The sequence below is a fragment of the Azospirillum himalayense genome (assembly GCF_042657465.1).
GTDB lineage: Bacteria > Pseudomonadota > Alphaproteobacteria > Azospirillales > Azospirillaceae > Azospirillum > Azospirillum himalayense.
In genome coordinates this window covers 1-25,128 of sequence record NZ_JBHSLC010000051.1, presented here as the reverse complement: position 1 = coordinate 25,128, position 25,128 = coordinate 1, and the positions used below count along the sequence as shown (strand labels likewise).

22 protein-coding genes are annotated in these 25,128 nt (G+C 69.7%); 12 read left to right on the top strand and 10 right to left on the bottom strand.

The features are described 5' to 3' along the window. Nucleotides 1-37 precede the first annotated feature (37 nt). Nucleotides 38-2,827 carry a carbohydrate-binding domain-containing protein gene (locus ACFPMG_RS23005; RefSeq protein ID WP_376997553.1) on the top strand — a complete coding sequence of 930 codons (2,790 nt, stop codon included), beginning with the start codon at nt 38-40 and terminating at the stop codon, nt 2,825-2,827. A gap of 52 nt (nt 2,828-2,879) precedes the next feature. After that, complete coding sequence (locus ACFPMG_RS23000) at nt 2,880-3,056, top strand: YqaE/Pmp3 family membrane protein (RefSeq protein WP_014197684.1); 177 nt, start codon at nt 2,880-2,882, stop codon at nt 3,054-3,056. A 143-nt stretch (nt 3,057-3,199) separates the two neighbouring features. Here ACFPMG_RS23000 and ACFPMG_RS22995 read toward each other — a convergent pair whose 3' ends face one another. The 4 genes from ACFPMG_RS22995 to ACFPMG_RS22980 all read right to left on the bottom strand — a co-directional run bounded on the left by ACFPMG_RS22995 (nt 3,200) and on the right by ACFPMG_RS22980 (nt 8,526). Next, nucleotides 3,200-4,903, bottom strand: a complete 1,704-nt coding sequence (locus ACFPMG_RS22995; protein WP_376997552.1) for a methyl-accepting chemotaxis protein — start codon at nt 4,901-4,903, stop codon at nt 3,200-3,202. Between the two features lie 335 nt (nt 4,904-5,238). After that, nucleotides 5,239-6,060 carry a metallophosphoesterase family protein gene (locus ACFPMG_RS22990; protein ID WP_376997551.1) on the bottom strand — a complete coding sequence of 274 codons (822 nt, stop codon included), beginning with the start codon at nt 6,058-6,060 and terminating at the stop codon, nt 5,239-5,241. A 13-nt stretch (nt 6,061-6,073) separates the two neighbouring features. Beyond that, a complete protein-coding gene (locus tag ACFPMG_RS22985; RefSeq protein WP_376997550.1) occupies nt 6,074-7,282 on the bottom strand; it encodes a carboxylate--amine ligase in 1,209 nt (402 codons plus the stop codon). Between the two features lie 62 nt (nt 7,283-7,344). Then, on the bottom strand, nt 7,345-8,526 hold the full coding sequence (locus tag ACFPMG_RS22980; protein WP_376997549.1) for a GNAT family N-acetyltransferase: 1,182 nt from the start codon (nt 8,524-8,526) through the stop codon (nt 7,345-7,347). 439 nt (nt 8,527-8,965) lie between these two features. On the opposite strand from ACFPMG_RS22980, the gene ACFPMG_RS22975 reads away from it, so the two are divergent. The 3 genes from ACFPMG_RS22975 to ACFPMG_RS22965 all read left to right on the top strand — a co-directional run bounded on the left by ACFPMG_RS22975 (nt 8,966) and on the right by ACFPMG_RS22965 (nt 9,966). Next, on the top strand, nt 8,966-9,394 hold the full coding sequence (locus ACFPMG_RS22975) for a Fur family transcriptional regulator (RefSeq protein WP_035677391.1): 429 nt from the start codon (nt 8,966-8,968) through the stop codon (nt 9,392-9,394). After that, nucleotides 9,394-9,645, top strand: a complete 252-nt coding sequence (locus ACFPMG_RS22970; protein ID WP_376997548.1) for a hypothetical protein — start codon at nt 9,394-9,396, stop codon at nt 9,643-9,645. The genes ACFPMG_RS22975 and ACFPMG_RS22970 overlap by 1 nt, the downstream gene beginning before the upstream one ends. Nucleotides 9,646-9,750: 105 nt before the next feature. After that, entirely contained in the window at nt 9,751-9,966 is a 216-nt protein-coding gene (locus ACFPMG_RS22965) for a SlyX family protein (protein WP_376997547.1), read from the top strand. Nucleotides 9,967-9,983: 17 nt separating this feature from the next. Here the strand turns inward: ACFPMG_RS22965 and ACFPMG_RS22960 are convergent, their stop codons facing one another. From ACFPMG_RS22960 to paoA, 6 genes are all read right to left on the bottom strand, one after another. Further along, nucleotides 9,984-10,244: a hypothetical protein gene (locus ACFPMG_RS22960; RefSeq protein ID WP_109469616.1), complete on the bottom strand. Its 261-nt coding sequence runs from the start codon at nt 10,242-10,244 to the stop codon at nt 9,984-9,986. A 155-nt stretch (nt 10,245-10,399) separates the two neighbouring features. Beyond that, nucleotides 10,400-12,085, bottom strand: coding sequence for a diguanylate cyclase domain-containing protein (locus ACFPMG_RS22955; protein WP_376997545.1), 1,686 nt, complete (start codon nt 12,083-12,085; stop codon nt 10,400-10,402). A gap of 145 nt (nt 12,086-12,230) precedes the next feature. Next, nucleotides 12,231-13,022: an HNH endonuclease family protein gene (locus ACFPMG_RS22950; protein WP_376997544.1), complete on the bottom strand. Its 792-nt coding sequence runs from the start codon at nt 13,020-13,022 to the stop codon at nt 12,231-12,233. A 238-nt stretch (nt 13,023-13,260) separates the two neighbouring features. Beyond that, nucleotides 13,261-15,453 (bottom strand): aldehyde oxidoreductase molybdenum-binding subunit PaoC, encoded by a 2,193-nt coding sequence (paoC, locus tag ACFPMG_RS22945; protein WP_376997543.1) that lies wholly within the window; start codon nt 15,451-15,453, stop codon nt 13,261-13,263. 13 nt (nt 15,454-15,466) lie between these two features. Further along, on the bottom strand, nt 15,467-16,426 hold the full coding sequence (locus ACFPMG_RS22940; RefSeq protein WP_376997542.1) for an FAD binding domain-containing protein: 960 nt from the start codon (nt 16,424-16,426) through the stop codon (nt 15,467-15,469). Then, entirely contained in the window at nt 16,423-17,106 is a 684-nt protein-coding gene (paoA, locus tag ACFPMG_RS22935; protein ID WP_376997541.1) for an aldehyde dehydrogenase iron-sulfur subunit PaoA, read from the bottom strand. Before paoA ends, ACFPMG_RS22940 begins: the two co-directional genes overlap by 4 nt. 326 nt (nt 17,107-17,432) lie before the next feature. Between paoA and ACFPMG_RS22930 the strand changes: the two genes are divergently transcribed. The 7 genes from ACFPMG_RS22930 to ACFPMG_RS22900 all read left to right on the top strand — a co-directional run. Continuing rightward, complete coding sequence (locus ACFPMG_RS22930; RefSeq protein ID WP_376997540.1) at nt 17,433-18,371, top strand: LysR family transcriptional regulator; 939 nt, start codon at nt 17,433-17,435, stop codon at nt 18,369-18,371. Between the two features lie 127 nt (nt 18,372-18,498). After that, entirely contained in the window at nt 18,499-19,680 is a 1,182-nt protein-coding gene (locus tag ACFPMG_RS22925; RefSeq protein ID WP_376997539.1) for a CaiB/BaiF CoA transferase family protein, read from the top strand. 2 nt (nt 19,681-19,682) lie between these two features. Beyond that, a complete protein-coding gene (locus ACFPMG_RS22920; RefSeq protein ID WP_376997538.1) occupies nt 19,683-20,522 on the top strand; it encodes an HTD2 family dehydratase in 840 nt (279 codons plus the stop codon). 37 nt (nt 20,523-20,559) lie between these two features. Next, the gene (locus tag ACFPMG_RS22915; protein ID WP_376997537.1) at nt 20,560-21,435 is read left to right on the top strand and encodes an HpcH/HpaI aldolase/citrate lyase family protein; all 876 of its coding nucleotides are present in this window, start codon (nt 20,560-20,562) and stop codon (nt 21,433-21,435) included. 6 nt (nt 21,436-21,441) lie between these two features. Continuing rightward, complete coding sequence (locus tag ACFPMG_RS22910) at nt 21,442-22,605, top strand: acyl-CoA dehydrogenase family protein (RefSeq protein ID WP_376997536.1); 1,164 nt, start codon at nt 21,442-21,444, stop codon at nt 22,603-22,605. Nucleotides 22,606-22,745: 140 nt separating this feature from the next. Then, entirely contained in the window at nt 22,746-24,074 is a 1,329-nt protein-coding gene (locus ACFPMG_RS22905) for a tetratricopeptide repeat protein (RefSeq protein WP_376997535.1), read from the top strand. 847 nt (nt 24,075-24,921) lie between these two features. Next, nucleotides 24,922-25,128 (top strand): tetratricopeptide repeat protein (locus ACFPMG_RS22900; protein ID WP_376997533.1); only part of this gene is annotated, 207 nt, incomplete at its 3' end.

The following is a 25,128-nucleotide window of genomic DNA, read 5'->3' as shown; positions in this document are numbered from 1 at the left end:
TCGCGGCCGTTGAGCATAAGAGCGAGGGAACCATCCAATGGCTTCGACCACCACGGGCAAGACCGACGCCAAGATTGTCGTGAGTGCCTATGGGCAGTCCGCCGGAGGCATCTGGCCGCATTTCCGCCTGTTGATCGACGGCGTCGAGGTGGGCCAGGCAACCGTCAACGCCACCAGCCCGACCGCCTACAGCTTCACGGTGCCGGTCACCGCGGCGCAGGCGCACAAGGTGCAGATCCAATACGACAACGACGCGATGGTGAACGGCCAGGACCGCTCGCTGATCGTCAGCGGGGTCTCCATCAACGGCAAGACCCACAAGCCGACCGACGCCAACGTCACCTACGACAAGGGCGCGCTCGACGGGAAGGACGTGGTCAAGGGCCAGTCCGGGATGTGGTGGAACGGCACGCTGGTGGTGGACACCCCGGCCTCCGACTTTCCCGCCCCGGCGGCGCCGGTCGCCGGAACCTCGACCTTCGTGGTGAACGCGCAGGGCATCGCGGCGGGCGGCACCAACGCGCATTTCAACCTGCTGGTCGACGGCAAGAAGGTGGGGGAGGGCACGGTCGGCACCGCGGCCAAGGACTACAGCTTCACCGCCAACGTGGCGCCGGACCAAGCGCACAAGGTGCAGATCCAGTATGACAACGACGCCGTGGTGAACGGCCAGGACCGCTCGCTGATCGTCAACAAGGTCACGATCAACGGCAAGTCCGTCGCCGCCACCGACAGCATCGTCACCTACGACAAGGGCGCGCTCGACGGGAAGGACGTGGTCAAGGGCCAGTCCGGGATGTGGTGGAACGGCACGCTGGTGGTGGACGCCGACAAGAGCTTCTTCGCGACCGGCGGGTCCACGCCGGCCCCCACGCCCACCCCGACTCCCACGCCGTCCCCCGCCCCGACCGGGCCGGCGTTCTTCGTGGCGACCAACGGTAACGACAAATGGTCGGGCAAGCTGGCCGCCCCCAACGCGGATGGCACCGACGGGCCGAAGGCGACGCTGACCGCCGCCCGCGACGCCATGCGCGCCGACCCGAACATCGACGTGACCTACGTCCGCGGCGGCGACTACTACATGAAGGACATGCTCTGGCTGGACGGCCAGGACAGCGGGGTCCGCTTCGCCGCCTACGGCAGCGAGAAGCCGGTCTTCCACGGCGGCTCGCTGGTCGACAACTGGGTGTCGCGCGGCAACGGCCTCTACAGCGCGCAGCTTCCCGGCGGGTCCAAGGCGGTGCTCGACCTGTCGATGGACGGCGACCGCCAGACCGTGGCCCGCACGCCCAACGCCGACCCCAGCCATCCCATCGACGGCGGCTGGCTGATCGCCACCAAGGCCGGGGCCAACGCCTACACCCAGTTCGGCTTCAAGGCGGGGGCGATCCCGACCTATTCGAGCACCGACGGGCTGATGGTCAGCGTCTTCAGCCAGCACGGCTACGACAACATGACCGTGCCGGTGAAGAGCATCGACTACGGCAGCAACACCATCACGCTGGCCCAGGGCACCTACGACGCGCTCGGCGCCGGCAGCCGCTTCTACCTGTTCAACGGCAAGGATCAGCTCGACACCGCGCGGGAGTGGTTCTTCGACAAGGCGTCCAACCAGGTGCTGTTCAAGCCGGAGGGCGGGGCGGTCGCCGGGCACAAGGTGGTCGCGGCGCAGCTTCCCGTGCTGATCGGGCTGGGCGGTGCGAAGAACGTGACGATCGAGGGGCTGACCCTGACCGACGGCGCGCCGGACGGCCACGCGGTCTACGCCAACAACGCCGCCGGCCTGACCTTCAAGAACAACACCGTCACCAACACCGGCTACGGCATCACGGTGGAGGGCAGCGCCAACAGCACCGTCTCCGGCAACCACTTCGCCGAGACCGGGCGCGAGGCCGTCTATGTCAAGGCGGGGTCCAACTTCACCAAGGTGTCGGACAACCTGATCCAGCACGCCAGCGCCGTCGACCACGGCGGCGACGCGCTGTGGGTGAACGGCAGCAACGACGTCAGCATCACCCACAACCAGATCGAGGACACGCCGGGCAAGGCCATCGCGGTCGGCTCCGTCCAGGCCTCGGGCGACGCCACCTACCGGGCGACGATCACCCACAACAAGATCGTCGGCGCCAACCAGGAGACCAGCGACGGCGGCGGCATCTACCTGATCAACCGCCAGCAGGATCTGGCCGGCCACACGGTGGCCTACAACGAGGTGTCGGGCACCACCGCCTTCGGCAACGTGACCTGGGACGGCAAGGTCTCCTCCACCTTCCTCGACCCGACGAAGCTGGTGAGCTGGGGCATCTATCTGGACGACTGGACCAGCGGCACCACGGTGAAGGGCAACGTCGTCCACGACAACGTCGGCGGCATCTTCCTGCACGGCGGCTGGAGCAACACGGTCACCGACAACATCCTGGCCGACAATCTGGGCACCCAGATCGGTCTGCAGCAGAGCGTCGGCTGGGGCGGCTGGAAGGGCACGCCGATGGCGAACAACACCATCACCCAGAACATCGTGGACGCCGGCGATGGGCGGGCGGTGGCCCTTGACGGGCCGAAGACGGCGGGGACCTTCACCGGCAACTTCTACGCCGACCTCGACCCGAACGAGGCGCTGTTCCAGGCTTGGCCGCAGGTGATGGCGAACGGCGCCACCGGCACGCTGGCGCAGTGGCAGGCGGCCGGCTACGACAAGGGGTCTTTCACCTTCGACCCGCAATTCACCGACGCCGCGCACGACAACTTCGCGCCGGCCGCCGGCTCCGCGGTGTACCAGCACGGGTTCGATCCTCTGCCCTTCGACCAGATCGGCCTGCTGGGCTGAGGATCGCGACGAGCAGAGGGAACCTGGGGCGGGGCGGGAGCGTTATCGTGGCATGGACATCATACGCATCATCCTGGCGCTTCTGCTGCCGCCCGTCGGCGTCTTCCTCCAGGTGGGGTTTGGCGCCCAGTTCTGGATCAACGTGCTGCTGACCCTGCTCGGCTACATTCCGGGCATGATCCACGCGCTGTACGTCATCGTGAAGTACAAGGACCGTTATCCGGCGTGAGGTCTGATATAGCCCTCTCCCCTCTGGGGAGAGGGTGGCCCGAAGGGCCGGTGAGGGGGATGCGCTTGTGCCGGACGTGGCGCCACGCGCAACCCCCTCACCCTAACCCTCTCCCCGGAGGGGAGAGGGAATAATGCGCCTCGTTACGCCGCGCGGACCTTCGAGAGGAAGCCGCTGACCTCCGTCCGCAGGCGGGCGGCGGACCGGCTCAGCTCCTGCGCGCTGCCCAACACGCGGCCCGCCGCGGTCCCGCCCTGCGAGGCGGCGCCGCTGACCTGCACGATGGCGCCCGACACCTCCGCGGTGCCCGCCGAGGCCTGCTGGACGTTGCGGGCGATCTCCTGGGTGGCGATGCCCTGCTGCTCCACCGCCTGGGCGATGTCGTCGGCGATCTGGCTGCTTTCCCCGATGACCTGGGCGATCTCCCGGATCGACTGCACGGTGCGCAGGGTCACGTCCTGGACCCCGGCGATCTGGGCGGTGATGTCCTCCGTCGCCTTGGCGGTCTGGTTGGCGAGATTCTTCACCTCGCTCGCCACCACCGCGAAGCCCTTGCCGGCCTCGCCGGCGCGGGCCGCCTCGATGGTCGCGTTCAGCGCCAGCAGGTTGGTCTGCTGGGCGATCGAGTTGATGAGCTGCACCACCTCCCCGATCTTCTGCGACGTGCTGACCAGACCTTCCGCGGTGGCCTGGGTGTCCTCGGCGTTGCGGACGGCGCGGTTGGCGATGTCGGCGGACTGGCGGACCTGCTGGCCGATGCTGCTGACCGACCCGGCGAGTTCACCGCAGGCGGTGGCCACCGATTCCACGTTGGCGGTCGCCTGGGTCGCCGCGGCGGCGACGGTGCCGGCCTGATCGTTGGCGCGCTCCATGGTGGCGTTCAGCGTCTGGGCGGCACCCTCCAACTCGGCGGCGGCGTGGGACACCAGCTCGACGATGGAGCCGACGCTGCGCTCGAACTGGTCGGCCAGCCCGTTCATCGCCTCGCGCTTCTCGGCCTCGGCGCGGCGTTCCGTCTCCTCCTTCTCCGACTCCATGCGGCGGGCGCGGACCATGTTGTCCTTGAAGACCTGCACGGCGCGGATGATCTCGCCGACCTCGTCGCGGCTGGTCGCCTGCGGCACCGCGATGGTCAGGTCGCCCTCGGCCAGCTTCAGCGTGGTGTCGGTCAGGCGGCGCAGCGGCCGCACCGTCAGGATCGACCACCAGGCGAGTCCGGCGCCGAGCAGGACGGTCACCGCGCACAGCGAGATCATCAGCACCTGGAAGCTCTCAGACACCGTCCGGGCGTGCTTGGCCACCGCCTGGCTCTCGGCCTCTTGGAGGTCGATGAAGGCATTGATGCGGGCCAGCCACTCGGTGAAGCCGGGGCGGGCCTGCTCGACCAGAATCTTCACGGCGCGGGCGCTGTCGCCGGCCTGGCGCGCCTCGATGACGCCGCGGGCCAGCGGCAGGGTCTTGGCCTCGGTCTCCTTGATGGAGGCGAGGATGTCCCGTTCCCGGGCGGTGATGTGGGTGCCGGCGGCGAACATGCGGTCCATCTGCTCGGCCGAGCGTGCGTAGTCGGCGGCCAGCCGGTCGATGGTGGCGAGTTCGGCCTTCAGCGCCGCGGCGTCGGACAGGAGCGTGACGTCGCGCAGGCTGATCGCCCGGTCATGCACGCTGCCGCGGAAGTTGATGGCGTAGCGCTGCTTGACGTTGTTGACGTCGTTGATCGTGGATAGGCTGTCGTTGATGCTGTTGACCTTGTAGATGGCGATGGCCGCCAGCGCGACCATCAGCACCAGGATGCTGGAGAAGCTCAGCATCAGCCGAAGGCCGACCTTGGCGTTTCGGAACCAATTCATTGTCCACACTCCCGCCGGTCCGTATCGTCGAAGACTCGTTGGATGCCGCCGGTCGCCGAAAGCCCATCCTGCGGCGGAACCGACGATAGCACCAAAGAGTTGATACGGATTTTCCGAGAGATTGGATCAAAAGGAAAATTTTTCAGGACGCGGGAAGGGATGGCTGGGTTGTGGGATTTGTCACAGAAAATCGCCCGCCGTCCGGCTACAGTCGCGCGCGTTCACAGACCCCTCACGAGACACCGATGGCCGGTTCCATGCTCAAGCTGCTGCTCGCCCTGTTGCCGCTCGGCGCGTCGCTGCTGATGCTGGCGACGGTTCAATGAGGGGAAGGGTCACGAGTTGATGACCCGCCGCACCATCTCGTAAATCCCCATCCGCCGCAGCCCTCCCTGAAGGGCGGCGCGCAACGGCGCCGGAATGGACAGCAGGCGCCGCGGTTCGATCCCCGCCCGGCGCGTCTTCTCGAAAGCCGCGCGATCGTCGTAGGCGACCCGCCGCACGCTCACCGTCCGTCGGCCGGTGTCGAACAGCATCCAGGTCGCCCGCCGCTCCTCGCTCCGCGGCTCCCCCACCGTGCCGGGGTTGAGCAGGTAGCAGGAACCGCCGCGCAGAGCGACCTCGCTGCCGGGATTGTGCTCCCACAGCTCCCCGTTGCGGTATTCATGGATGCCGAGCCGGTGCGTGTGACCATAGGCGCAGACGCGGGCGCCGGAGGGGTGGGCGAGCAGGGCCTGCGCCGTGCGCCGCATCCGATCCTCGCTGTTCAGCCGGACCAGCTCGCAGCCCCGGTCCACATGAAGCGCCCCGTGAACGGCGACGAGCTGGTCGCCGACATTGGTCTTCAGCGGCAGGGCGGACAGCCACGCGACGTCCTCCGGCGGCAGGCGCTTGCGCGTCCAGGCGATGGCCCGGATGGCGCGGACGCTGAAACCGTCGGTGGGGATCTGGCGGGTCACCGCGCGGTCGTGGTTGCCGGCGACGCAGACCGCCCCGGCCTCGCGCAGCAGCCTGATGCAGGGCGACGGGTCGGTGTTGTAGCCCACCACGTCGCCCAGGCAGACGACGCGCTCCACCCCGGCGCCGCTCATGTCGGCCAGCGTGGCCTCCAACGCCTCACGGTTGGCGTGGATGTCCGACAGGATGCCGATCCTCATCGCCGCGGCACCCTCACTGGGCCTTCATCGCGCCGCCGGACGCGTCGTGGTGCGCACGGGACGGCAGGAAACGGGCGAGCTGGTTGTGCAGGAAGGGCATCGGGTCGTCGAGCGCGATGGCCTTGGCCTCGCAGCCCAGCACCCAGGGCAACCACGCGGCCATCGACAGGCCGCTGTCCTTGGCGGCCAGCCGGTCCTTGGTGATGTGGCACCAGCGCGCCCCGGCCCGCGCCTTGCCCACCGCCGGGCGCGGCAGGCCGAGCTGGTCGGCGTGGACCAGCGCCGGCAGGTTGACCCCGGCCACCGCCCCCAGATGGTGCCACAGGTTGAAGCGTGGGTTGACCTCCAGCAGGTGCAGCGAACCGTCCGGGGCGCGCTTGAAGTCGAACTTGGCGACGCCGCGCAGGCCCAGCCGTTCGGTCAGCGAGCGGCCCAGCGCCGCCACGTCCGGCGCGTCGGTGATGGTCAGGGCGGTGCTGTGCCCGTAAGCGAGCGGATAGGTGCGGATCTTCGCCCCGGTGAACTCCCCGGCCACGCCGCCGCCCTCGTCGACATAGACGTGGTAGCTCTCGATCCGGGTCTCCGGGCCGGGGATCATCTCCTGGACCAGCAGGTCCAGCCCGACCGCCGCCAGCCGCGGCCACAGGGCGCGCAGTTCCTCGGCGGAATCGACCTGGATGGCCTTGGCGAAGCCGTCCGCCTCGTCCCACACCCGGCGACGGGTCAACGGCTTGACGATCAGGGGAAAGCGCAGGTCCACCACGTCGGGTGCGGCCTCGCGGGTCGGGTAGAGGCGGCGGGTCGCCGGGACGGGCAGGTTCAGCCGCTCGGCCAGCGCCTGGAAGCGGCCCTTGTCCACCAGATCCTCGACCAGCTCGGCGTCGGCGATGGCGAAGCGGAACCCCTCGGCCAAGCGGTCGCGGTTGCGCGAGACGAGCAGGAGCTGGGTGTCGTCCTGATAATAGAGGACCGGCTTTTCCGGCTGGTCCTTGGCGAAGGCCATCATCACCTCGACCAACCCGTCCGGGTTGCGCGCCGGGTCGTCCCACAGGATGGCGTCCCTGGTGAAGCGGGAGTGCAGGGCGGCGGCGCCGGGATGGGTGACCACGGCGCAGCGCAGCCCGGCCAGCCCCAGCGGGCGCACCATGTCCATGTCGCCCATCACGCAGGCCAAGGCGGCGTTGGCGGCGGCGGTTTTGGCGGCGGCGGGGGTGTTCTTCATTCTCGGCATCCTCCAACCGCCCGGTCGGCGGCCCTGCGGTTGCGGCTTCGGTTCCGGCGGCGTCAGCGGTTCATCAGGGGAAGCGGGCTGCGGATCAGCCGTCTCATCCGGTCGACCAAACCCGCCTTGACGCGGCGCAGGCGGGTGTCGATCTGGCGGCTCAGCCGGTCGGGGCCGAGCGCGATCCAGTTCATCGGCTGTTCGGTGTTGGACAGCAGCGGCTTGTGCCCCGCCGGGGTGGACATGAAGTCGTAGCAGTCCTCGCCGCGGACCAGCGTGTCCTCGATGGCCAGGACATGGGCGACCAGACCGGGCTTCAGCCGGTTGTCGGCCTCGTAGGCGAAACCGCCCTGGTAGTTCATCACCCGCCCGCGATGGACGAAGTTGTAGAGATAGCCGATGACCGCGTCCCCGGCGCTGATCCGGCACAGCCGCACCGTACCCGCCGGCACGCCGCCGGCGATCAGCCGCTCGTGGAAGGGGCGGAAGGCCGGGTTGGAGAAGGCGCCGGACTGGCCGCGGGCGTTCCAGCTCGCCTGATGCAGGACCTCCATGGCGTGGAAATCCTCCAGCGCCTCCTCCGCCGTCGCGGCGACGCGGTAGGTCAGCGGGCCGCGCTCGGCGTAGAGCCGCATGGCCCGGCGCACCGCGGCGCGGGTGTTCTTGCCGAGGCTGGCGAGATAGCCGGCACCCTGCCGACGCACGCCTTCCAGATCGACCCATTGGCAGCTGTCGGCCACCCGGACCTGCAACGCGTGGCCCTGCCGGGCCGCGGCGAGCCGCACCGCTGCTTCCGCCTCCGGCTCCAGCCCGCCCAGCACCAGCTCGTCCCAATTGGTCAGGCGCTGCCCCAGCCAGTCGAAGCAGGCGGCCAGCACCGCGTCCGCGCAATTCCGGTCCGCGAGGATGCCGTTGTACTCCACGAACAGCCGGTCGAAGGTCCGCTCCCCCGTCTCGTGCAGCAGCCAGCACCGCGTGCGCAGCAGACCGAAGCGCCACTGTGTGCGCGGGCAGAGGAGCGCCAGCCCGACGACCTGCCCGCCGCGCCGCGCGACCAGGGCGTGGGGCCGCGTGCCGCGGGGCAGGGAGGCCAGCCAGTTGCCGATCCACTGCCAGCTCAGGAAGAAGGACCCGTCGGCGCGCCGCTCCAGATCGAACCAAAGCTCTTCAAGTTTGCTGGGATTTTCTACAGGCTGCAACGTGATGTCGATGGTGTCGCCGTCGTCCTCAACAAGAGTCCTCATGTCCATGGGCTCGGTCTTCCCTGGGGGATGTTGATGAAGGGGCGGCTTCGAATGGCTACGTGAAAAAAATGGGATTGGATCGACGTCTCGAAAACTTTGATCTCATCCGATCTGTCCTGTGTTCCGGCGTCTGCCTCATGTACGGACGACTGTGACAAAAAACGCGGTGGCGGAAGGTGGGTTGCGGCGTCCCGGTGGGGGAACCCGTCCGGGTCATCCGGGGTATCGGGCGGTGATGCGACTGCGAGATGGGGGTGTCCGTCTGCTCCCTGAAAGCCCTTCCGCCCGATGCGATGGGCCTATGGCCGGCCATTCCTCCCGGCCATTCGTCCAGGTCTTGCGGATGGCCGTTGTTCTTTTGGGCTTTCCTCTCCATCTCTTGGAGACCATGGGTTAGGCATCGGAAAGGACCGGCCCCGTGACCACGCCCGAAGAAGCCCTGCCGTCGCGGCTGGAACGCGCCTGCGCCGAGCGGGGGTTGAAGATGACCGGCCAGCGCCGGATCATCGCCCGCGTCCTGTCGGAAGCCGCCGATCATCCCGATGTGGAGGAGGTCTACCGCCGCGCCGCAGCGATCGACGCCGGCATCAGCCTGGCGACCGTATACCGCTCGATGCGGCTGTTCGAAGAGATCGGGATCATCCAGCGCCACGATTTCGGCGACGGACGCGCCCGCTACGAGGAGGCGCGCGGCGACCACCACCATCACCTGATCGACATCGAGACCGGCGAGGTGGTGGAGTTCCAGGACCCGGAGCTGGAGGCCGCCGTCACCCGCATCGCCCGTCATCTCGGCTTCGACATGATCGGGCAGCGGCTGGAGATCTTCGGGCGCCGCATCCAGCGCAAAGGCCCGGAGACGGCCTGATGGCAGCGGAGCGGAGAAGCGGACCGGAGCGCGATCCGGCGGAGCGTTTCGCCGCCTGCGAGGCGGCGGTCTGCGGTTGCCGCCCGGTGGTGGAGCGCGCCTACCGCGAGCTGGTCGATTGCGGGCGCCCCGACCGCCACGCGCTGGAGGCCGCCACGGTGGTGCTGCGCTGGCATCATCCGGAACTGGACGTGCCGCAGGCGCTTCAGATCGTCGAGCGTTGGGTGATCGCCCCCAGCCGGCTGCATTGATGCCGCCTGCATTGATATTGGCTGCATCGGTGGCGCATTGATCTTGCCTTGGCCGGCGGAGCGGTTCTAAAGCTCTGTCCCTTTCGCGACACCGCAGGGCCACCCATGGACGCCGACGCCGAACGCCGCCTGACCGAGCTGGAATCCCGCCTCGCCCATCACGAGCGCATGGCTGAAGAGATGTCCGCCGTCCTGTTCGAGCAGGGGCGGACCATCGACCTCATGACGGTGCAGATGCGCCGCCTGCGCGACCGGATCGCGGAGCTGGAATCCGGCGTGCCCCGTGCGCCGCAGGACGAGCCGCCCCCGCCCCATTACTGATTATTCCTCGCGGACCGTCACCGCATCTTCCAGCCGCCGCGCGGACCGCACCAGCTGAGCTGCGGGCCGGCAGGCGGCTGGCGCGAGCAATCGGCCTGGGCGCAGCCGCAGGCGGGGAACAGGCAGCGGTCGCCGTTCACGTCGGTGGCCTGCACGGCCAGCTCATAGCGCGTGCCCCGCATCAACTGCGCGCCCGCCGCGCTGTTGCGCTCGTAATGCTCGACGACGGCGAGCAGACGCAGCATGCGGGCACGCTGTCCCTTGGTGTCGAGGCTCATCTTCCAATCTCCCGCCATGGCCGTCCGAGTCGTGCTCCGATGGACATGAAACGGCAGAAAAGGCCCAAGGCTCCAGCGTGCAACGGCTTTACCCACCGCTGGCCGGACACCCGCCGGACGCGGTTCCCCGCTTGGCGGAGGCTTGGCCGCGGGGCCTAGGACGCCGCGCTCCTCGTCGCCTCCGCGGCTATGCCCTGGCTTTCGGCAGGGGCGGGCGGCAGGTCGGCCGTCCAGCGGATGCCGCGGTTGCGCCCGGCGCGCTTGGCCTGATAGAGCGCCTGATCGGCCCGCCGGAGGGTTTCCGCCACGTCGGGCGAATCCTCGGGCCACAGCGCGATGCCGAGCGAACAGCCGACCCGCACCGCCTCGCCCTGGATGCTGACGGGCTCGTTCACCGCCTCGATGATGCGGCGGGCCAGCCCGTCCAGGTCCGGCGGCTCGGCACCGGCGCGCTGCGGCAGCACCGCCGCGAACTCGTCGCCGCCCAGCCGGGCCACCACGTCGTCGCCGCGGAAGCAGGCGGCCAGCCGTTCCCCCACCTGACGCAGCACGAGGTCGCCCGCGTCGTGGCCCAGCCGGTCGTTCACCGGCTTGAAGCCGTCCAGATCGATGTAGAGGAAGGCGGCGGAGCCGTTGCCGGCGGTCGTGGCCTCCACATACTGCTCGAAATAGCGGCGGTTCGGCAGGCCGGTCAACCGGTCCTGATAGGCGATGTCCTCCAGCCGAACCAGGGCGGCGTCGCGGTGGGTCAGCCCGTCCACCAGATCGCGCAAGGTTGCCGACAGCGAGGTGATCTCGGCGCTGCCGGCCAGCACCGGCATTTCCGCCCCGCGCTCGCCGCTGCGGATGCGCTCCGCCGCCTGGGCGATGCGGCGCAGCGGCCGGGTGACCCGCCCGGCGGCCATCCAGCCGAGCGCGCTGAACAGCAGCACCATGGCGCCGCCGGCCAGCGCCGTCTCGACCATCTGGGCGGTGGCGGGGGCGTAGGCGACGGCCAGCGGCTGGCGGGCCACCACGCTCCAGCCCAGCCCCGGATAGTCCAGGTAGCCGTTGCCGTAGGCGTAGCCGGTCAGGTAGCGCTGCCCGTCCGGCCAGCGTTCCACGATCCAGCCGCTTTCGTTTTTCTGCGCGCTCCGCACCGCCTCGATGTCCAGGGGGGTGCCGAGCAGTTCGCGGGGTCCGAGCAGAACCGTGCGGTCCGCCGCGACGACGATCAACTCCAGTTCCGCGCGGCCCCGCATGGTGTCCATCAGGGAGCGGCGGATCTCGCGCGTCCATTCCCAGCTCAGATGCGTGGCCAACACGCCCACGACCTCGCCCCGCTCGTTGTGCACGGGGGTGGAGATGTCCACGAACTTCATGGCCTCGCCCGTCGGATTCGGCAGCAGGAAGGCCAGCATCACCGCGTCGTGCACGTCACCGACAAACTGCGTTTTCTGTCCGTTCTGGAACACCGGGCGCTTGGAAATGTCCACGCCGTCCAGCAAGCCGCCGGTGGCGGCCAGCACCTTGCCCTTGGTGTCGGTCACCCCCATCCAGGAGACGGTCGGGAAGAAGCCCTGGAACTGCTCCAACAGCCAGCGCAGCCGGACCGGATCGTCCATGGCCGGCGTGATGCCGAGCTTGGCCAGCATGCCGATTTCGCTGGCGCGCGACCACATGGAGCGGTCCAGCCGGTCGGCCATGTTGTGCGCGGCCTCGGCGAGCGAGTGCCCGATCTCGCTTTCGATCCGCTCGCGGGAGCGCAGGCCGGTCAGTGCCGCCAGCACGACGGAGACGCCAAGGACAAGAACGGCGCCGGTCAGAGCCACCGTCGTCCGCAGACCGCGTTCCCTCGCCATGACGCCCGGCCACTCCCTTCAACGCCCCGCCGCCGTTCCGTCAGGAAGACCGCTTACGAAGGTTCTACCAATTTCGGCCAGGTTTCAAAAGTGACATTGGCAGCGGACGAGGCATACCGGGGCATGGAAGTGTTGGAAAGGCCGGTCAGCGGGCCGGCCGTGCCCCCACCGCGGTGCGGCGGCAATCGGAGAGGATGTTGCCGACGGTGACGCGCTCCCGCTCGTCCATGGTCAGTTCCCAGCGCGCCTTCACGGCAATCCAGCCCGCCACATAGGCGCAGATGTACGCGTCGCGCGGCGGCAGCCAGTCCTCCGGCCCCTTCGACCCCTTGGCGCGGTTGGCCGCCGCCGAGACAGTGACGAGGGTCAGCGGGTCGCTCAGGTCATTGGCGTAGGCGGCGCGCTTCTCGCGCGGCCAGTCGTAGCCGCCGCTGGCGTAGGTCTCCTCCAGCGGCACGCGGTGGTCGATGTCCACCTGCTTCGGTTCGGTGAAGGTTTCGCCGGTGTAGGGATCGTTCCACACGCCGGACAGCACCGAACAGCCGTTGGCCGACAGCGTCGCCGGCTTCGCGGAGTCGCGGATCAGCACCTGCTCGCGCGTGTTCAGGCATTTGGAGTCGATGGTCAGCCAGTGCGGCCACTCCTCCCGCACATAGCCGCGGCGGCGCTCCTCCTCCACTCGGATGCGGTCGAGCTGGGCAGTGACGGCGGCGTAGTCGATGCTGGCGTCGGGCACCGGGCGGGGGATGGGCCTGGGATTGGGGCGCTGAGCCTTCTCCTCACCGAAAATGGAATCCAGCGTGCCGGGCGGGACGAGATGGAAGCGTTCCGCGGCATAGACCGCGGCCAGCACCAGCAGGACGGCGACCAGCCCGCCCAGCGTCAGGGGACGGCCCCTCCGGCCTCCCCGCGGTGCTCCGCCTCTCCGTCGTGCCATGCCTGCTCCCTCAGCCTGATGTGCGCCATACGTGGATATGATGGCGGGCGTGTTCTATGGCGCTTTGGGGACAAGGGTGCAACGGCGCTGGGCGGGTTCGGGGTCCGTTGACCGTCATGGGACGTTTGAAAAAGAAGCGGCAGAGTTCGAGGCTTGCCCCAAACTCTGCCGCTCGTTGCGGAAGCATCTTCCGAGCCGACCGTTCAGCCGGGCCGGGCACGCGTCAGTCCGCCGCCTCTCACCCCATGGCGGGCAGCCGGTCCAGGAATTTGTCGAGCGTGATCGGGTATTCGCGCACCCGCAGGCCCGTCGCGTTGTGGACCGCGTTGGCGACCGCGGCGCCCACCCCGCACAGGCCCAGCTCGCCCACCCCCTTGGCCTTCATCGGCGAGGAGACCGGGTCGGTCTCGTCGAGGAAGATCACCTCCTGGTGCGGGATGTCGGCGTGGACCGGCACCTCGTAACCGGCGAGGTCGTGGTTGACGAAGAAGCCGGCGCGCTTGTCGAGCGCCAGTTCCTCCATCAGCGCGGCGCCGACGCCCATGGTCATGGCGCCGATCACCTGGCTGCGCGCTGACTTCGGGTTCAGGATGCGGCCCGCCGCACAGACCGCCAGCATCCGCCGCACGCGAATCTCGCCGGTCGCCGAATCCACCGCGGCCTCCACGTAATGGGCGCCGAAGGTCGATTGCTGGTATTTCTTGTCGAGGTCGCCGTATTCGATGCCGTCCTCGGCGGACAGGCCGTCGGCGCCCGCCGCTTCGGCCAGCGGGACCTTGCGGTTGCCGGCGACGACCTGCCCATCCGCGAACCGCGCGTCGGCGGAGTTGACGCCGAGCCGCTGGGCCACCGCCTCGCGCAGCTTCACGCAGGCGGCGTAGACCCCGGCGGTGGCGTTGTTGGCGCCCCATTGGCCGCCCGACCCGGCGGACACCGGGAAGCTCGAATCACCGAGCCGCACCGCCACCTTGTCCAGCCCGACCCCCATCATCTCCGCCGCGGTCTGAGCGATGATGGTGTAGCTGCCGGTGCCGATGTCGGTCATGTCGGTCTCGACCGTGACGATCCCGCGCTGGTCCAGCCGCACCCGCGCCGCCGACTTGGTCAGCAGGTTGTTGCGGAAGGCCGCCGCCATTCCCAGCCCGACCAGCCAGTGCCCGTCGCGCACCTGTCCCGGCTGCGGGTTGCGCTTGGCCCAGCCGAAGCGCTCCGCCCCAAGGCGCAGGCATTGCACGAGCTGGCGCTGCGAGAAGGGCCGGTTGGGGTCGGCCGGGTCGGTCTGGGTGTCGTTGCGGATGCGGAACTCAACCGGGTCCATGCCCAGCTTCTCCGCCATCTCGTCCATCGCGACCTCCAGCGCCATCATGCCCGACGCCTCGCCCGGCGCCCGCATGGCGTTGCCTTCGGGCAGGTCGAGCGTGGCGATGCGGTTGCCGATCAGCCGGTTCGCCCCGGCGTAGAGCAGCCGCGTCTGGTCGCTCGCCGTCTCCTCCGAGCCGCCGGGCAGGTTGCCCGACCAGCTCTCATGGGCGATGGCGGTGATCGTGCCGTCCGGCGTGGCGCCGATGCGGACGCGCTGGATGGTGGCGGGGCGGTGCGTGGTGTTGTTCATCATCAGGGGCCGCGACAGCCCGACCTTGACCGGACGCCCGGCCTCCCGCGCGCCCAGAGCCGCCAGCAGCGCATCGGCGCGCAGGAACAGCTTCCCGCCGAAGCCGCCGCCGATGAAGGGGGAGATGACGCGCACCTTGTCCTTCGGCATCTTCAGCGTCGCCGACAGGTCGGTGACCATCCAGTCGATCATCTGGTTGGACGTCCAGACGGTCAGCCGGTCGCCCTCCCAGGCGGCGATGGTCGCGTGCGGCTCCATCATCGCGTGGCTCTCGTCCGGCGTGGTGTAGGTCTCGTCGAGCTTCACCGGAGACGCCGCGAAGGCGCCCGTGAAATCGCCGACCACCGAATCGCCGTCCTTGGTCTTCTCCGCCTTGTCCTTGACCGCCGCCAGATCGTAGGCGCCGTCCGCCGGCGCGTAGTCGATGCGCACCAGCCCCGCCGCGGTGCGCGCCTGCTCGAAGGTCTCCGCCACCACCAGCGCGACGGCCTGCTGGTAATGCTCGATCTCCGGCCCGCCGAGCAGGGTCGCGGTGTTGCGCTTGCTCTTGTCGAGCGGTCCGGCGTTCTCCGCCGTGACGATGGCGACGACGCCGGGGGCCTTCCGCGCCGCCTCCAGGTCCATGGACGCGATGCGCCCCTTGGCGATGCCCGAGCCGATGACCCAGCCATAGGCGACGTTCGGCGCCACGTCGTGCCATTCATAGGCGTAGGTGGCCTTTCCCGTCGTCTTCAGCGGGCCGTCGATGCGGTCGGTCGGCTTGCCCACCACCTTGAGCTGGTCGATCGGGTTGGTGGCCGCGGGAGTGTCGAACTTCATGGTGTCCAGCCTTTCACTTTCCCTGGCCTTTCGCCTCGGCCAGCACCGAGGCGAGCGTCCGCTCGACCAGGGTCAGCTTGAATGCGTTGTCGTGCGTCGGCTTCGCATCGGCGAGCAGCCCGGCGGTCACCGCCTTGGCGCCGCGCGGTATCTCGGCCTCGGCGGCCTCGACGCGCCACGGCTTGTGCGCCACGCCGCCCAGCGCCACCCGGCCGCTGCCGTCGCGCTGCACCACCGCTGCGACGGAGACCAGCGCGAAGGCGTAGGACGCACGGTCGCGCACCTTGCGGTAGACGTGGGTGCCGCCGACCGGCTTGGGCAGCGTCACCGCGGTGATGAGTTCGCCGGGCACCAGCGCCGTTTCGATGTGCGGCGTGTCGCGGGGCAGCCGGTGGAACTCCGCGATGGGAATCGTCCGCGTCGTCCCGTCGGCCCGCACCGTCTCCACCGTGGCGTCCAGCGCGCGCATGGCGACGGCCATGTCGCTGGGGTGGGTGGCGATGCAGGCGTCGCTCGACCCGACCACGGCGAGCTGCCGGCTGTAGCCGCCGATGGCGGCGCAGCCGCTGCCGGGCTGGCGTTTGTTGCAGGGCTGGGCGGTGTCGTAGAAGTAGGGGCAGCGCGTGCGCTGGAGCAGGTTGCCTGCCGTCGTCGCCTTGTTGCGCAGCTGGCCCGACGCCCCGGCGAGCAGCGCCCGCGACAGCACACCGTAGTCACGGCGCACCCGTTGGTCGGCGGCGAGATCCGTGTTGCGCACCAGCGCGCCGATGCGCAGCCCGCCGTCCGGCGTCGCTTCCAGCGTATCGAGCTTCAGCCCGTTGACGTCGATCAGATGGGCCGGCGTCTCGATCTCCAGCTTCATCAGGTCGAGCAGGTTGGTGCCGCCCGCGATGAATTTGGCGCCCGGCCGGCGCTCGACCGCGGCGGCCGCGGCGGCGGGGGAGTCCGCCCGCTCGTAGGTGAAGGGTCTCATGCCTCCCTCCGTGCGACGTCCGAGATCGCATCGACGATGTTGGAATAGGCGCCGCAGCGACAGATGTTGCCGCTCATCCGCTCCCGGTACTCGTCGACCGTAGCCTGGGGCGCGGCGTTGAGGTCGGCGGTGACGTGGCTGGGGACGCCGGCCTTGATCTCGTCCAGCATCGCCACCGCCGAACAGATCTGGCCCGGCGTGCAGTAGCCGCACTGGTAGCCGTCATGCTCCACGAAGGCGGCTTGCATGGGGTGCAGCTTGCCGGGCAGGCCCAGTCCCTCGATGGTGGTGACGCTGCCGCCCTCGTGCATCACGGCGAGCGTCAGGCAGGAATTGATGCGCTGCCCGTCCACCATCACCGTGCAGGCGCCGCACTGGCCGTGGTCGCAGCCCTTCTTGGTGCCGGTGAGGTGCAGATGCTCGCGCAGCGCGTCGAGCAGCGTCGTCCGCGTGTCGAGTTCGAGGTCGCGGCGCTGCCCGTTCACGGTGAAGGTGACCTTGGACAGGACGGGCGACAGGGACGGTGTGTCGGCTCCGGTCGCGGGGGGTGGCATGGCGGTCTCTCCAACGGTGGCCGCCCGCGCCGGCGCCCGGAACGGCGCCGCCGTCAGCGCGGCGGTGGCGGCGGTCCCAAGCAGGAGGCCGCGCCGCGTCATGTCGAGGTCGCCGGAATGGTGCATCGGTGAAATCCTCTTCCCTTCCTGGCTGTGATCCCGGCGCCCCCCTTGGGTTGGGGCGGGGCGGGGCGCGGGCGTGCGGACGGCTCATCCGCTTGTGCGGATGGGGAAAAGCTAGGCCGTGCCGGTCCGGCGATTACCCGCCGGTCTGCGATAAGGCTTATGAAACGGGTCAATGGAACGCAGCGGCCTTGCGGGCGGTTGAACCGGGTTTGCCCGGCGCTTCCTCATCCACCCGCCTTGATCCGATTGCGACGCACCGACATGATTGCGCGACGCTGGGGGCTCATCGCCTCCGCGGGCAAAGGGTAGGCAAAGGAAGGTGAGCGTTGGATCTGCGTCAGTTGCGGTATTTCATCGGCATCGTCGATGAAGGCTCCTTCACGGCCGCGGCTCAGAAGCTGAACGTCGCCCAACCGGCCCTCAGCCACAACATCCGCAATCTGGAAGCGGGCCTCGGGGTCAAGCTGCTGACCCGCGGCGTCCACGGGGTCAAGCCGACCGCCGCCGGCACCCGGCTGTACGAGCATGCGGAGATCATCCTGCGCCACGTCGCCCAGGCGACCGAGCAGGTGCGCAACTGCTCGGGCACGCCGAGCGGGCTGGTGACCGTCGGCTTCACCTCGTCGGTGGCGCTGGTGGCGGCGGTTCCCCTGGTGCAGGCGGTCCGCGCCGAGCTGCCGCAGGTGTCGCTGCGGGTCGTCGAGTCCTTCAGCGGGACGATCCTGGAATGGCTGAACGACGACCGGCTGGATTTCGGCTGCATCTACGACGTGACGCGGTCGCGCACGCTGCTGGCCGAATCGCTCGTGCGCGAGGATCTCTACCTGATCGGGCCGCCGGGCGGCGAGGACGGCGCCATCGCCTTCGACGAGTTGGCCGGCAAGGACCTGATCCTGCCGAGCCGTCCGCACAATCTGCGCGACCGCATTGAACGGGTGGCGCGCGAGACCTGCACGATCGTCACCGTGGCGGTGGAGATCAACGGACTTCCTCAGATCAAGGCGCTGGTCGCCAAGGGGGTGGGCTATTCGGTCCTGCCGATCTCGGCGGTGATGGAGGAATGGCGGGCGGGTCAGGTCTCCGCCCGGCTGATCGTCTCGCCGTCGCTGCGCCGCTCGGTCCATCTCTGCCGCCCCCGCGGTGCCCCGGTGACCGAGGCCGCGGCGGCGGTGCGCGAGACCTTTCTGCGGGTGGTGCGCGATCTGGTCGGCGGCGGCGACTGGCCCGGCACCCTCCTGCTGGACGAAGAGGCGGCGTCCTCATAGCCGCCTCGGCCTCATAGCGCTTCGTTATGCGATGCATGCCCCATCTGTATTGGATCGGGGCCGGTCCGGCTGTTTACCATCCCGGTCACGGACAATCGGCCCAGGCCCACAGCGGAGGCTTCGCGGAATGACTTTACCCCCGTCTGGACCTCTGTCTGGACTTTTGGTCGTGTCGCTGGAGCAGGCGGTGGCGGCGCCGCTCTGCACGTCGCGCCTCGCCGACGCCGGGGCGCGGGTGGTCAAGATCGAACGGCCGGAGGGCGACTTCGCCCGCGGCTACGACGCCGTGGTTCACGGGCAGAGTTCCTATTTCGTCTGGCTCAACCGCGGCAAGGAGTCGGTCGTCCTCGACATCAAGAAGCCCGAGGACGCCGAGCTGCTGGAGCGGCTGATCGCCCGCGCCGACGTCTTCGTGCAGAATCTGGCGCCCGGCGCGGCGGAGCGGGCCGGTTTCGGCTCGGACGCCCTGCGGCGGCGCCATCCCCGGCTGATCACCTGCGACATCTCCGGCTACGGCGACGACGGCCCCTACCGCGACATGAAAGCCTACGATCTGCTGGTGCAGAGCGAGACCGGGCTGGCCTCCATCACCGGGTCGCCGGACCAGCCGGGGCGCGTCGGCGTGTCGGTGGCCGACATCGCCTGCGGTATGAACGCCTACACCGGCGTCCTCCAGGCGTTGCTGGAGCGCGAGCGCAGCGGCGAGGGGTCGGCGGTGGCCGTCTCCCTGTTCGATTCACTGGCGGAATGGATGATGGTGCCGCTGATGCACCACGACCATGGCGGCAAGGCGCCGGGTCGGGTCGGGCTGATGCACCCGAGCATCGCCCCCTATTCCGCCTTCGCCCTGGCCGACGGCCGGCAGGTGGTGCTGTCGATCCAGAACGAGCGCGAATGGGCGGCCTTCTGCGCCGACGTTCTGCTGCGGCCGGAGCTGGCGACCGACGAGCGCTTCGCGACCAACAACCGCCGCGTCGCCAACCGCCCGGAGCTGGACGGCCTCGTCGCCGCCATCTTCCGGACCATGGACCACGCCGAGGCGGTGCGCCGGCTGAACCGGGCGCGCACCGCCTTCGGCTCGCTGAACGAGGTGGCCGACCTGTCCACCCACGCGCAGCTGCGCCGCGTGACCGCCGAGACGCCGGGCGGACCGGTCGAGGTTGTGGCGCCGCCGGTGCAGGTGCGCGGCCGACCCTACGCCTCCGGCGCCGTTCCGGCGCTGGGCCAGCACACCGACGCCGTCCGGCGTGAGATCTTCGAACCGACGCCGTCCGGCGTGAAGTCTTCGAACAATAAGGGGGGAGCATGAACATGGACCATTTGCGCGACTGGATCGGCCGGTCGGAAAGCGCCGAGGACGTCGCGGCGCCGGTGGCGCTGACCGGTCTGGCGGCGACGCTCGACCACGACAACCCGCCCTGGCCGGCGGGCGAGGTGCCGCCGCTGGGGCATTGGCTGTACTTCCTGCCGAAGGCGCTGCAGCGCGACATCGCCGAGGACGGCCACCCGCACAAGGGCGGCTTCCTGCCGCCGGTGGAGCTGCCCCGCCGGATGTGGGCCGGCGACACCCTGACCTTCCACCGCCCCATCCGCAGCGGCGAGGCGATCACCCGCCGCTCGACCATCGAGGAGGTCACCCCGAAGGAGGGCCGGTCGGGCCGGATGGTCTTCGTGAAGGTCCGGCACGAGATCAGCACCGCCGCCGGCGTCGCCATCACCGAGTTCCACGACATCGTCTACCGCGAGGCCGCCAAGCCCGGCGACGCTCCTGTTCCCGGCGAGCGTCCGGCCGGCGAGGCGGTGTGGCAGCGGCGCATCCAGCCCGACCCGGTGCTGCTGTTCCGTTACTCGGCCCTGACCTTCAACGGCCACCGCATCCATTACGACCGCGACTATTGCCGCGACGTCGAGGGCTATCCGGGGCTGGTGTTCCACGGCCCGCTCAGCGCCACCATGCTGATGGATCTGTTCCTGCGCGAGAATCCGGGCGCTCGGGTGACCGGCTTCCGCTTCCGGGCGAAGCGGCCGCTGTTCGACATCCATCCGCTGACCCTGTGCGGCGCCCCGACCGCCACCGGCGCCACGCTGTGGGTGACCGACCACGAGGGCTTCGTTGCCATGTCCGCCGAGCTGGAGGCCGAACGGTCATGACGGCGGCGCATTGCGGCACGGTTGGAGGAAACGTCTGATGTCCCTGCCGTATCAATCCTATCTCTTCGTCCCCGCCGACAACGCGAAGCTGCTGGAGAAGGCCCACCAGCGCGGGGCGGATGCCCTCATCCTCGACCTTGAGGACGCCGTCCTGCCCGCCGGCAAGCCGGAGGCCCGACGTGGTCTCCCGGCGCCGATCGACCGGCTGCACGGGCTCGGCGTGCCGGTGCTGGTGCGGATCAACAGCGGCTGGCGCGACGCCGTCGCCGATCTGGAGGCCGCGGTGCGCCCCGGCGTAACCGCCCTGGTGGTGCCCAAGGCCGAGGACGCCGGGGCGCTGCGCGTCCTCTCCGCGATGATCGCGGAGTGGGAGGCGGAGCGCGGCCTGACGCCGGGCGCCATCGGCCTCGTCGCCCTCATCGAAAGCCCGCTGGGGCTGGGGCGGCTGGCCGGGATCGCCGCCGTTCCGCGGGTGGCGGCGCTGGCGCTGGGCAGCGAGGATTTTGCGCTGACGCTGGGGGTGGAGCCGACCGAGGCGCTGCTCGCCCTGCCGTGCCGGCAGATCGCGCTGGCCGCCGCCGCCCGCGGCATCGCGGCGATCGGCTTGCCCGGTTCGCTGGCCGAGTTCCGCGACCTCGACGCCTACCGCGCCATGGTGGCGCAGGCGCGGGCCGTCGGCATGACCGGCGCGCTGTGCATCCATCCGGCCCAGCTGCCCGTCGTCCGCGACGTCTTCGCCCCCTCCGCCGCCGACGTGGCCTGGGCCGGGCGGGTGGTCGCGGCGTGGGACGAGGCCCAGGCGGCGGGGCGCGGCGCCGTACAGGTGGATGGGCGCATGGTCGACCGTCCCGTCGCCGAGCGGGCGAAGGCCATCCTGGCGCGCAGCGCCGCTACAACGAAAAATGCAGGGTGACGAGACATGAAGACCAGCATCGGTCAGGGCTTCGACGAGATCCGCGACGCCGTGCGCGCGCTGTGCGCCGAATTCCCCAGCGAGTACCATCGCCGCATCGACGAGGAGCGCGGCTATCCCGAGGCGTTCGTGGACGCGCTGACCAAGGCCGGCTGGATGGCCGCCCTGATTCCGGAGGAATACGGCGGCTCGGGCCTCGGCCTGACCGAAGCCTCCGTGATCATGGAGGAGATCAACCGCTCGGGCGGCAACTCCGGCGCCTGCCATGGCCAGATGTACAACATGAACACGCTGGTCCGGCACGGCTCGGAGGAGCAGCGCCGCCGCTACCTTCCGAAGATCGCGGCGGGCGAACTGCGCCTCCAGTCGATGGGCGTCACCGAGCCGACCACCGGCACCGACACCACCCGCATCAAGACCCGGGCGGAGAAGAAGGGCGACCGCTACGTCATCAACGGGCAGAAGGTGTGGATCTCCCGCGTCCAGCATTCCGACCTGATGATCCTGCTGGCCCGCACCACGCCGCTCGATCAGGTGCGCAAGAAGTCGGAAGGCATGTCGATCTTCATCGTCGACATCAAGGAGGCGATGGCCAAGGGCATGACCGTCCAGCCCATCCGCAACATGGTCAACCATGAGACCAACGAGCTGTTCTTCGACAATCTGGAAATCCCCGCGGAGAACCTGATCGGCGAGGAAGGGCAGGGCTTCAAGTACATCCTGACCGGCCTCAACGCCGAGCGGGTGCTGATCGCGGCGGAATGCATCGGCGATGGCTATTGGTTCATCGACAAGGTCTGCGACTACACCCGCGACCGTCAGGTGTTCGGCCGCCCGATCGCCCAGAACCAGGGCGTGCAGTTCCCCATTGCCGAGAGCTTCATCGAGGTCGAGGCCGCCAACCTGATGCGCTTCGAGGCCTGCCGCCTCTACGACGCCGGGGAGCCCTGCGGAGCGCAGGCCAACATGGCGAAGTACCTCGCCGCCAAGGCCTCGTGGGAGGCGGCGAACGCCTGCCTGCAGTTCCACGGCGGCTTCGGCTTCGCCAGCGAATACGACGTGGAGCGCAAGTTCCGCGAGACCCGGCTGTATCAGGTGGCGCCCGTCTCCACCAACCTGATCCTCGCCTATGTCGCGGAGCATGTCCTGGACCTGCCGAAGTCCTACTGACCATCCAAGGTCTCCTCCGGGGCCATCAGTGGGGCTGCCCGTCTCCGGCCGGGGCGGGCGGTTGACAGCCGCGCGATCAAACGGGTCTATGCTGGCAGCGTGGCCGTGAGGTCTGGCCACGGCGCACCAGGGAGACGAGGATGAACCACGCACAGGCCACGACCACGCTGGAGGCCGTCCTCGCGGCCAATCCCCGTGATGGTGGCGCCTGGAGCATGCTCGGCCATCTCCTCCGCCGCGCCGGAAAGCTGGAGGGAGCCATCGCCTGCCACCGGCGCGGCCTGGAGGTCGCACCGGCGAACGCCGGCATCTGGAGCAATCTGGGCAACGCACTGGTCGAGGCCGGCCGGTTCGACGAGGCGCTGACCGCGCATGCGGAGGCGCTCCGGCTCGAACCGGACACCCCGGCCTTCCTCTTCAACAACGCCGTGGCCTTGCGCAAGGCGGGACGCTTCAAGGACACGCTCGCGATGATCGAGCGGGCGGCGACGGGCGGTACCGCCACGCCCGAGCTGCGGTGGGCCGAGCTGCGGTGGGAGCGGGCTCTCGCCCGGCTCCAGATCGGCGATTACGTCCACGGTTTCGCGGACTACGAGGCCCGGCGCGGGCTGGCCTCCTACCATGGCCGGCCGCCATCGGAACGGGCCTGGAACGGCAGCCCCCTGGATGGGCGCGCCCTGCTCCTGTTCACCGAACAGGGGTTCGGCGACGCCATCCTGGCGGCGCGCTACGTGCCGCTGGTCAAGGCGCGGGGTGGCCGGGTGCTGTACGAATGCCATCCGGAGCTGCGCCGGGTGCTGTCGGGGTTGGATGTCGATGCCGTCCTGCAGCCGGGAAGCCCGCCGCCGGCCTTCGACGTCGAGGCGTCGCAAATGAGCCTGCCGGGCCTGTTCGGCACCACGCTGGCCTCGGTCCCGCCACCGGTGGGCCTGACCATCCCGGAAGCCTCCCGCAGGAAGGCCGCCCATCGGCTCGGCGCGCCGGAGCCGGGCACCCTGCGCGTCGGGATCGTCTGGTCGGGCCGGGTGACCTTCGCCGACAACGGCCGGCGCGCCACCAGCCTCGCCCGGTTCCTGCGCTTCGCCGAGGTTCCCGGCGTCCGGCTCTACAGCCTTCAGAAGGGGCCGCCCGAGGCCGAACTCGCCGACAGCGGCGTCGCCGGCTCCCTGGTGACCCCGCTCGGTCCCGATCTGGACGACTTCGCCGACACGGCGGCGATGCTGGAACAGCTCGACCTCGTCATCATGACCGACAGTTCGGTGGCGCATCTCGCCGGGTCCCTCGGCACGCCGGTCTGGAACCTCGTGCAGCACGTTCCCTACTGGGTCTACGGCTTTTCCGGCGACCGCACACCCTGGTACCCGACGATGCGCCTGTTCCGCCAGGGCCCCGACCAGGACTGGGAACCGGTGTTCGCCCGGGCGGCGGATGCCCTGCGCGACGAGGTCCGGCGCCGAACCGGCCGGTGATGGGCCCGGCGCTCAGCGTTCCGACGGCGCTCCCTCCACACCACGCGCGAGCCAGGACCGCCACATGTCGCGGTAAGCCGCCTCGACCGCTGCCGCAAAGCCCCGGTGGTCGTTGAGCGCCGAGCCTTCCATCCGCTCCCTCATGCCGCCGTGCAATGCGGCGAGGCGCCCCGTGCCGCCGGCCAGGGCGACCGCCGCCTCGACGTATCCGTCCTCGCCGGTCCTGCGGCATCAGCGGCCGGGCGTGCCGCTCGTTCCAATGCGCGTGGGCGCGGGCGATGACCTTGGGCGGCACCCAGGGCGTGTAGTGCAGGGCGAGCAGCAGGTTGGAATGCAGCAGGGCGAGATCGGGGTGGCGCTCCATCCCGCTTTGGAAGACCGCGATGGCCTCGGTGATCCGCCCCTGCTCCTTGAGCGTCTCGCCAAGGTTGACGACGGGTTGCGGCAGGTCGGGCTGCGCCTGGATCGCCGCCCGGTAGCCGTCCGCGGCGCGGCTCGATTCCCCGAGGTCGCGGTACACGTCGGCCATGTTGCTGTGGGCTCCGCCCATGCCGGGCTTCAGCCATGCCGCCCGGCGGTAGGCGGTGATCGCCCGGCCGGCCTCACGACGCGCCATCGGATGCCCGCCGTCTCCATCCGGTTGGGGACCCGACATGATCCCCTTCCGGACTGGCGCACGCTGTGTATCGGCGTCCGCGTTCTGCTATTCTGTCGTCCAAGGTTGAGGTCTGGTCGAGGCGCGACCGGTTGCTCCTGTCCGTCGCGACCGACGACCCGGCCCCGGTCCGGATCCAGATCCAGATCTGATCGCTCCCGTCACCCGAACGCACGGACAAGGCACGGACGCATGGCCTTCCCGACCACAGCCACCCTTGATCGACCCGACCCGGCCGCGCTCGTCGCGGCGGGGCTCGCCCATCACGGGGCCGGCCGGCTGGCTGAAGCGGAAAGCGTGTACCGGCGGGTTCTCGCCGACCACCCCCGTCACCCCGATGCCCTGCATCTGCTGGGCGCGCTGGCGCTTCAGGGCGGCAAGCCGGCGGAGGCCGTGGCG

Excerpts from the sequence above, each read along its gene's own strand:
- ACFPMG_RS23005 (WP_376997553.1), top strand. The coding sequence starts at position 38 with ATGGCTTCGACCACCACGGGCAAGACCGACGCCAAGATTGTCGTGAGT.
- ACFPMG_RS23000 (WP_014197684.1), top strand. The coding sequence starts at position 2,880 with ATGGACATCATACGCATCATCCTGGCGCTTCTGCTGCCGCCCGTCGGC.
- ACFPMG_RS22995 (WP_376997552.1), bottom strand. The coding sequence starts at position 4,903 with ATGAATTGGTTCCGAAACGCCAAGGTCGGCCTTCGGCTGATGCTGAGC.
- ACFPMG_RS22990 (WP_376997551.1), bottom strand. The coding sequence starts at position 6,060 with ATGAGGATCGGCATCCTGTCGGACATCCACGCCAACCGTGAGGCGTTG.
- ACFPMG_RS22985 (WP_376997550.1), bottom strand. The coding sequence starts at position 7,282 with ATGAAGAACACCCCCGCCGCCGCCAAAACCGCCGCCGCCAACGCCGCC.
- ACFPMG_RS22980 (WP_376997549.1), bottom strand. The coding sequence starts at position 8,526 with ATGAGGACTCTTGTTGAGGACGACGGCGACACCATCGACATCACGTTG.
- ACFPMG_RS22970 (WP_376997548.1), top strand. The coding sequence starts at position 9,394 with ATGGCAGCGGAGCGGAGAAGCGGACCGGAGCGCGATCCGGCGGAGCGT.
- ACFPMG_RS22965 (WP_376997547.1), top strand. The coding sequence starts at position 9,751 with ATGGACGCCGACGCCGAACGCCGCCTGACCGAGCTGGAATCCCGCCTC.
- ACFPMG_RS22960 (WP_109469616.1), bottom strand. The coding sequence starts at position 10,244 with ATGAGCCTCGACACCAAGGGACAGCGTGCCCGCATGCTGCGTCTGCTC.
- ACFPMG_RS22955 (WP_376997545.1), bottom strand. The coding sequence starts at position 12,085 with ATGGCGAGGGAACGCGGTCTGCGGACGACGGTGGCTCTGACCGGCGCC.
- ACFPMG_RS22950 (WP_376997544.1), bottom strand. The coding sequence starts at position 13,022 with ATGGCACGACGGAGAGGCGGAGCACCGCGGGGAGGCCGGAGGGGCCGT.
- paoC (WP_376997543.1), bottom strand. The coding sequence starts at position 15,453 with ATGAAGTTCGACACTCCCGCGGCCACCAACCCGATCGACCAGCTCAAG.
- ACFPMG_RS22940 (WP_376997542.1), bottom strand. The coding sequence starts at position 16,426 with ATGAGACCCTTCACCTACGAGCGGGCGGACTCCCCCGCCGCCGCGGCC.
- paoA (WP_376997541.1), bottom strand. The coding sequence starts at position 17,106 with ATGCACCATTCCGGCGACCTCGACATGACGCGGCGCGGCCTCCTGCTT.
- ACFPMG_RS22925 (WP_376997539.1), top strand. The coding sequence starts at position 18,499 with ATGACTTTACCCCCGTCTGGACCTCTGTCTGGACTTTTGGTCGTGTCG.
- ACFPMG_RS22920 (WP_376997538.1), top strand. The coding sequence starts at position 19,683 with ATGGACCATTTGCGCGACTGGATCGGCCGGTCGGAAAGCGCCGAGGAC.
- ACFPMG_RS22915 (WP_376997537.1), top strand. The coding sequence starts at position 20,560 with ATGTCCCTGCCGTATCAATCCTATCTCTTCGTCCCCGCCGACAACGCG.
- ACFPMG_RS22910 (WP_376997536.1), top strand. The coding sequence starts at position 21,442 with ATGAAGACCAGCATCGGTCAGGGCTTCGACGAGATCCGCGACGCCGTG.
- ACFPMG_RS22905 (WP_376997535.1), top strand. The coding sequence starts at position 22,746 with ATGAACCACGCACAGGCCACGACCACGCTGGAGGCCGTCCTCGCGGCC.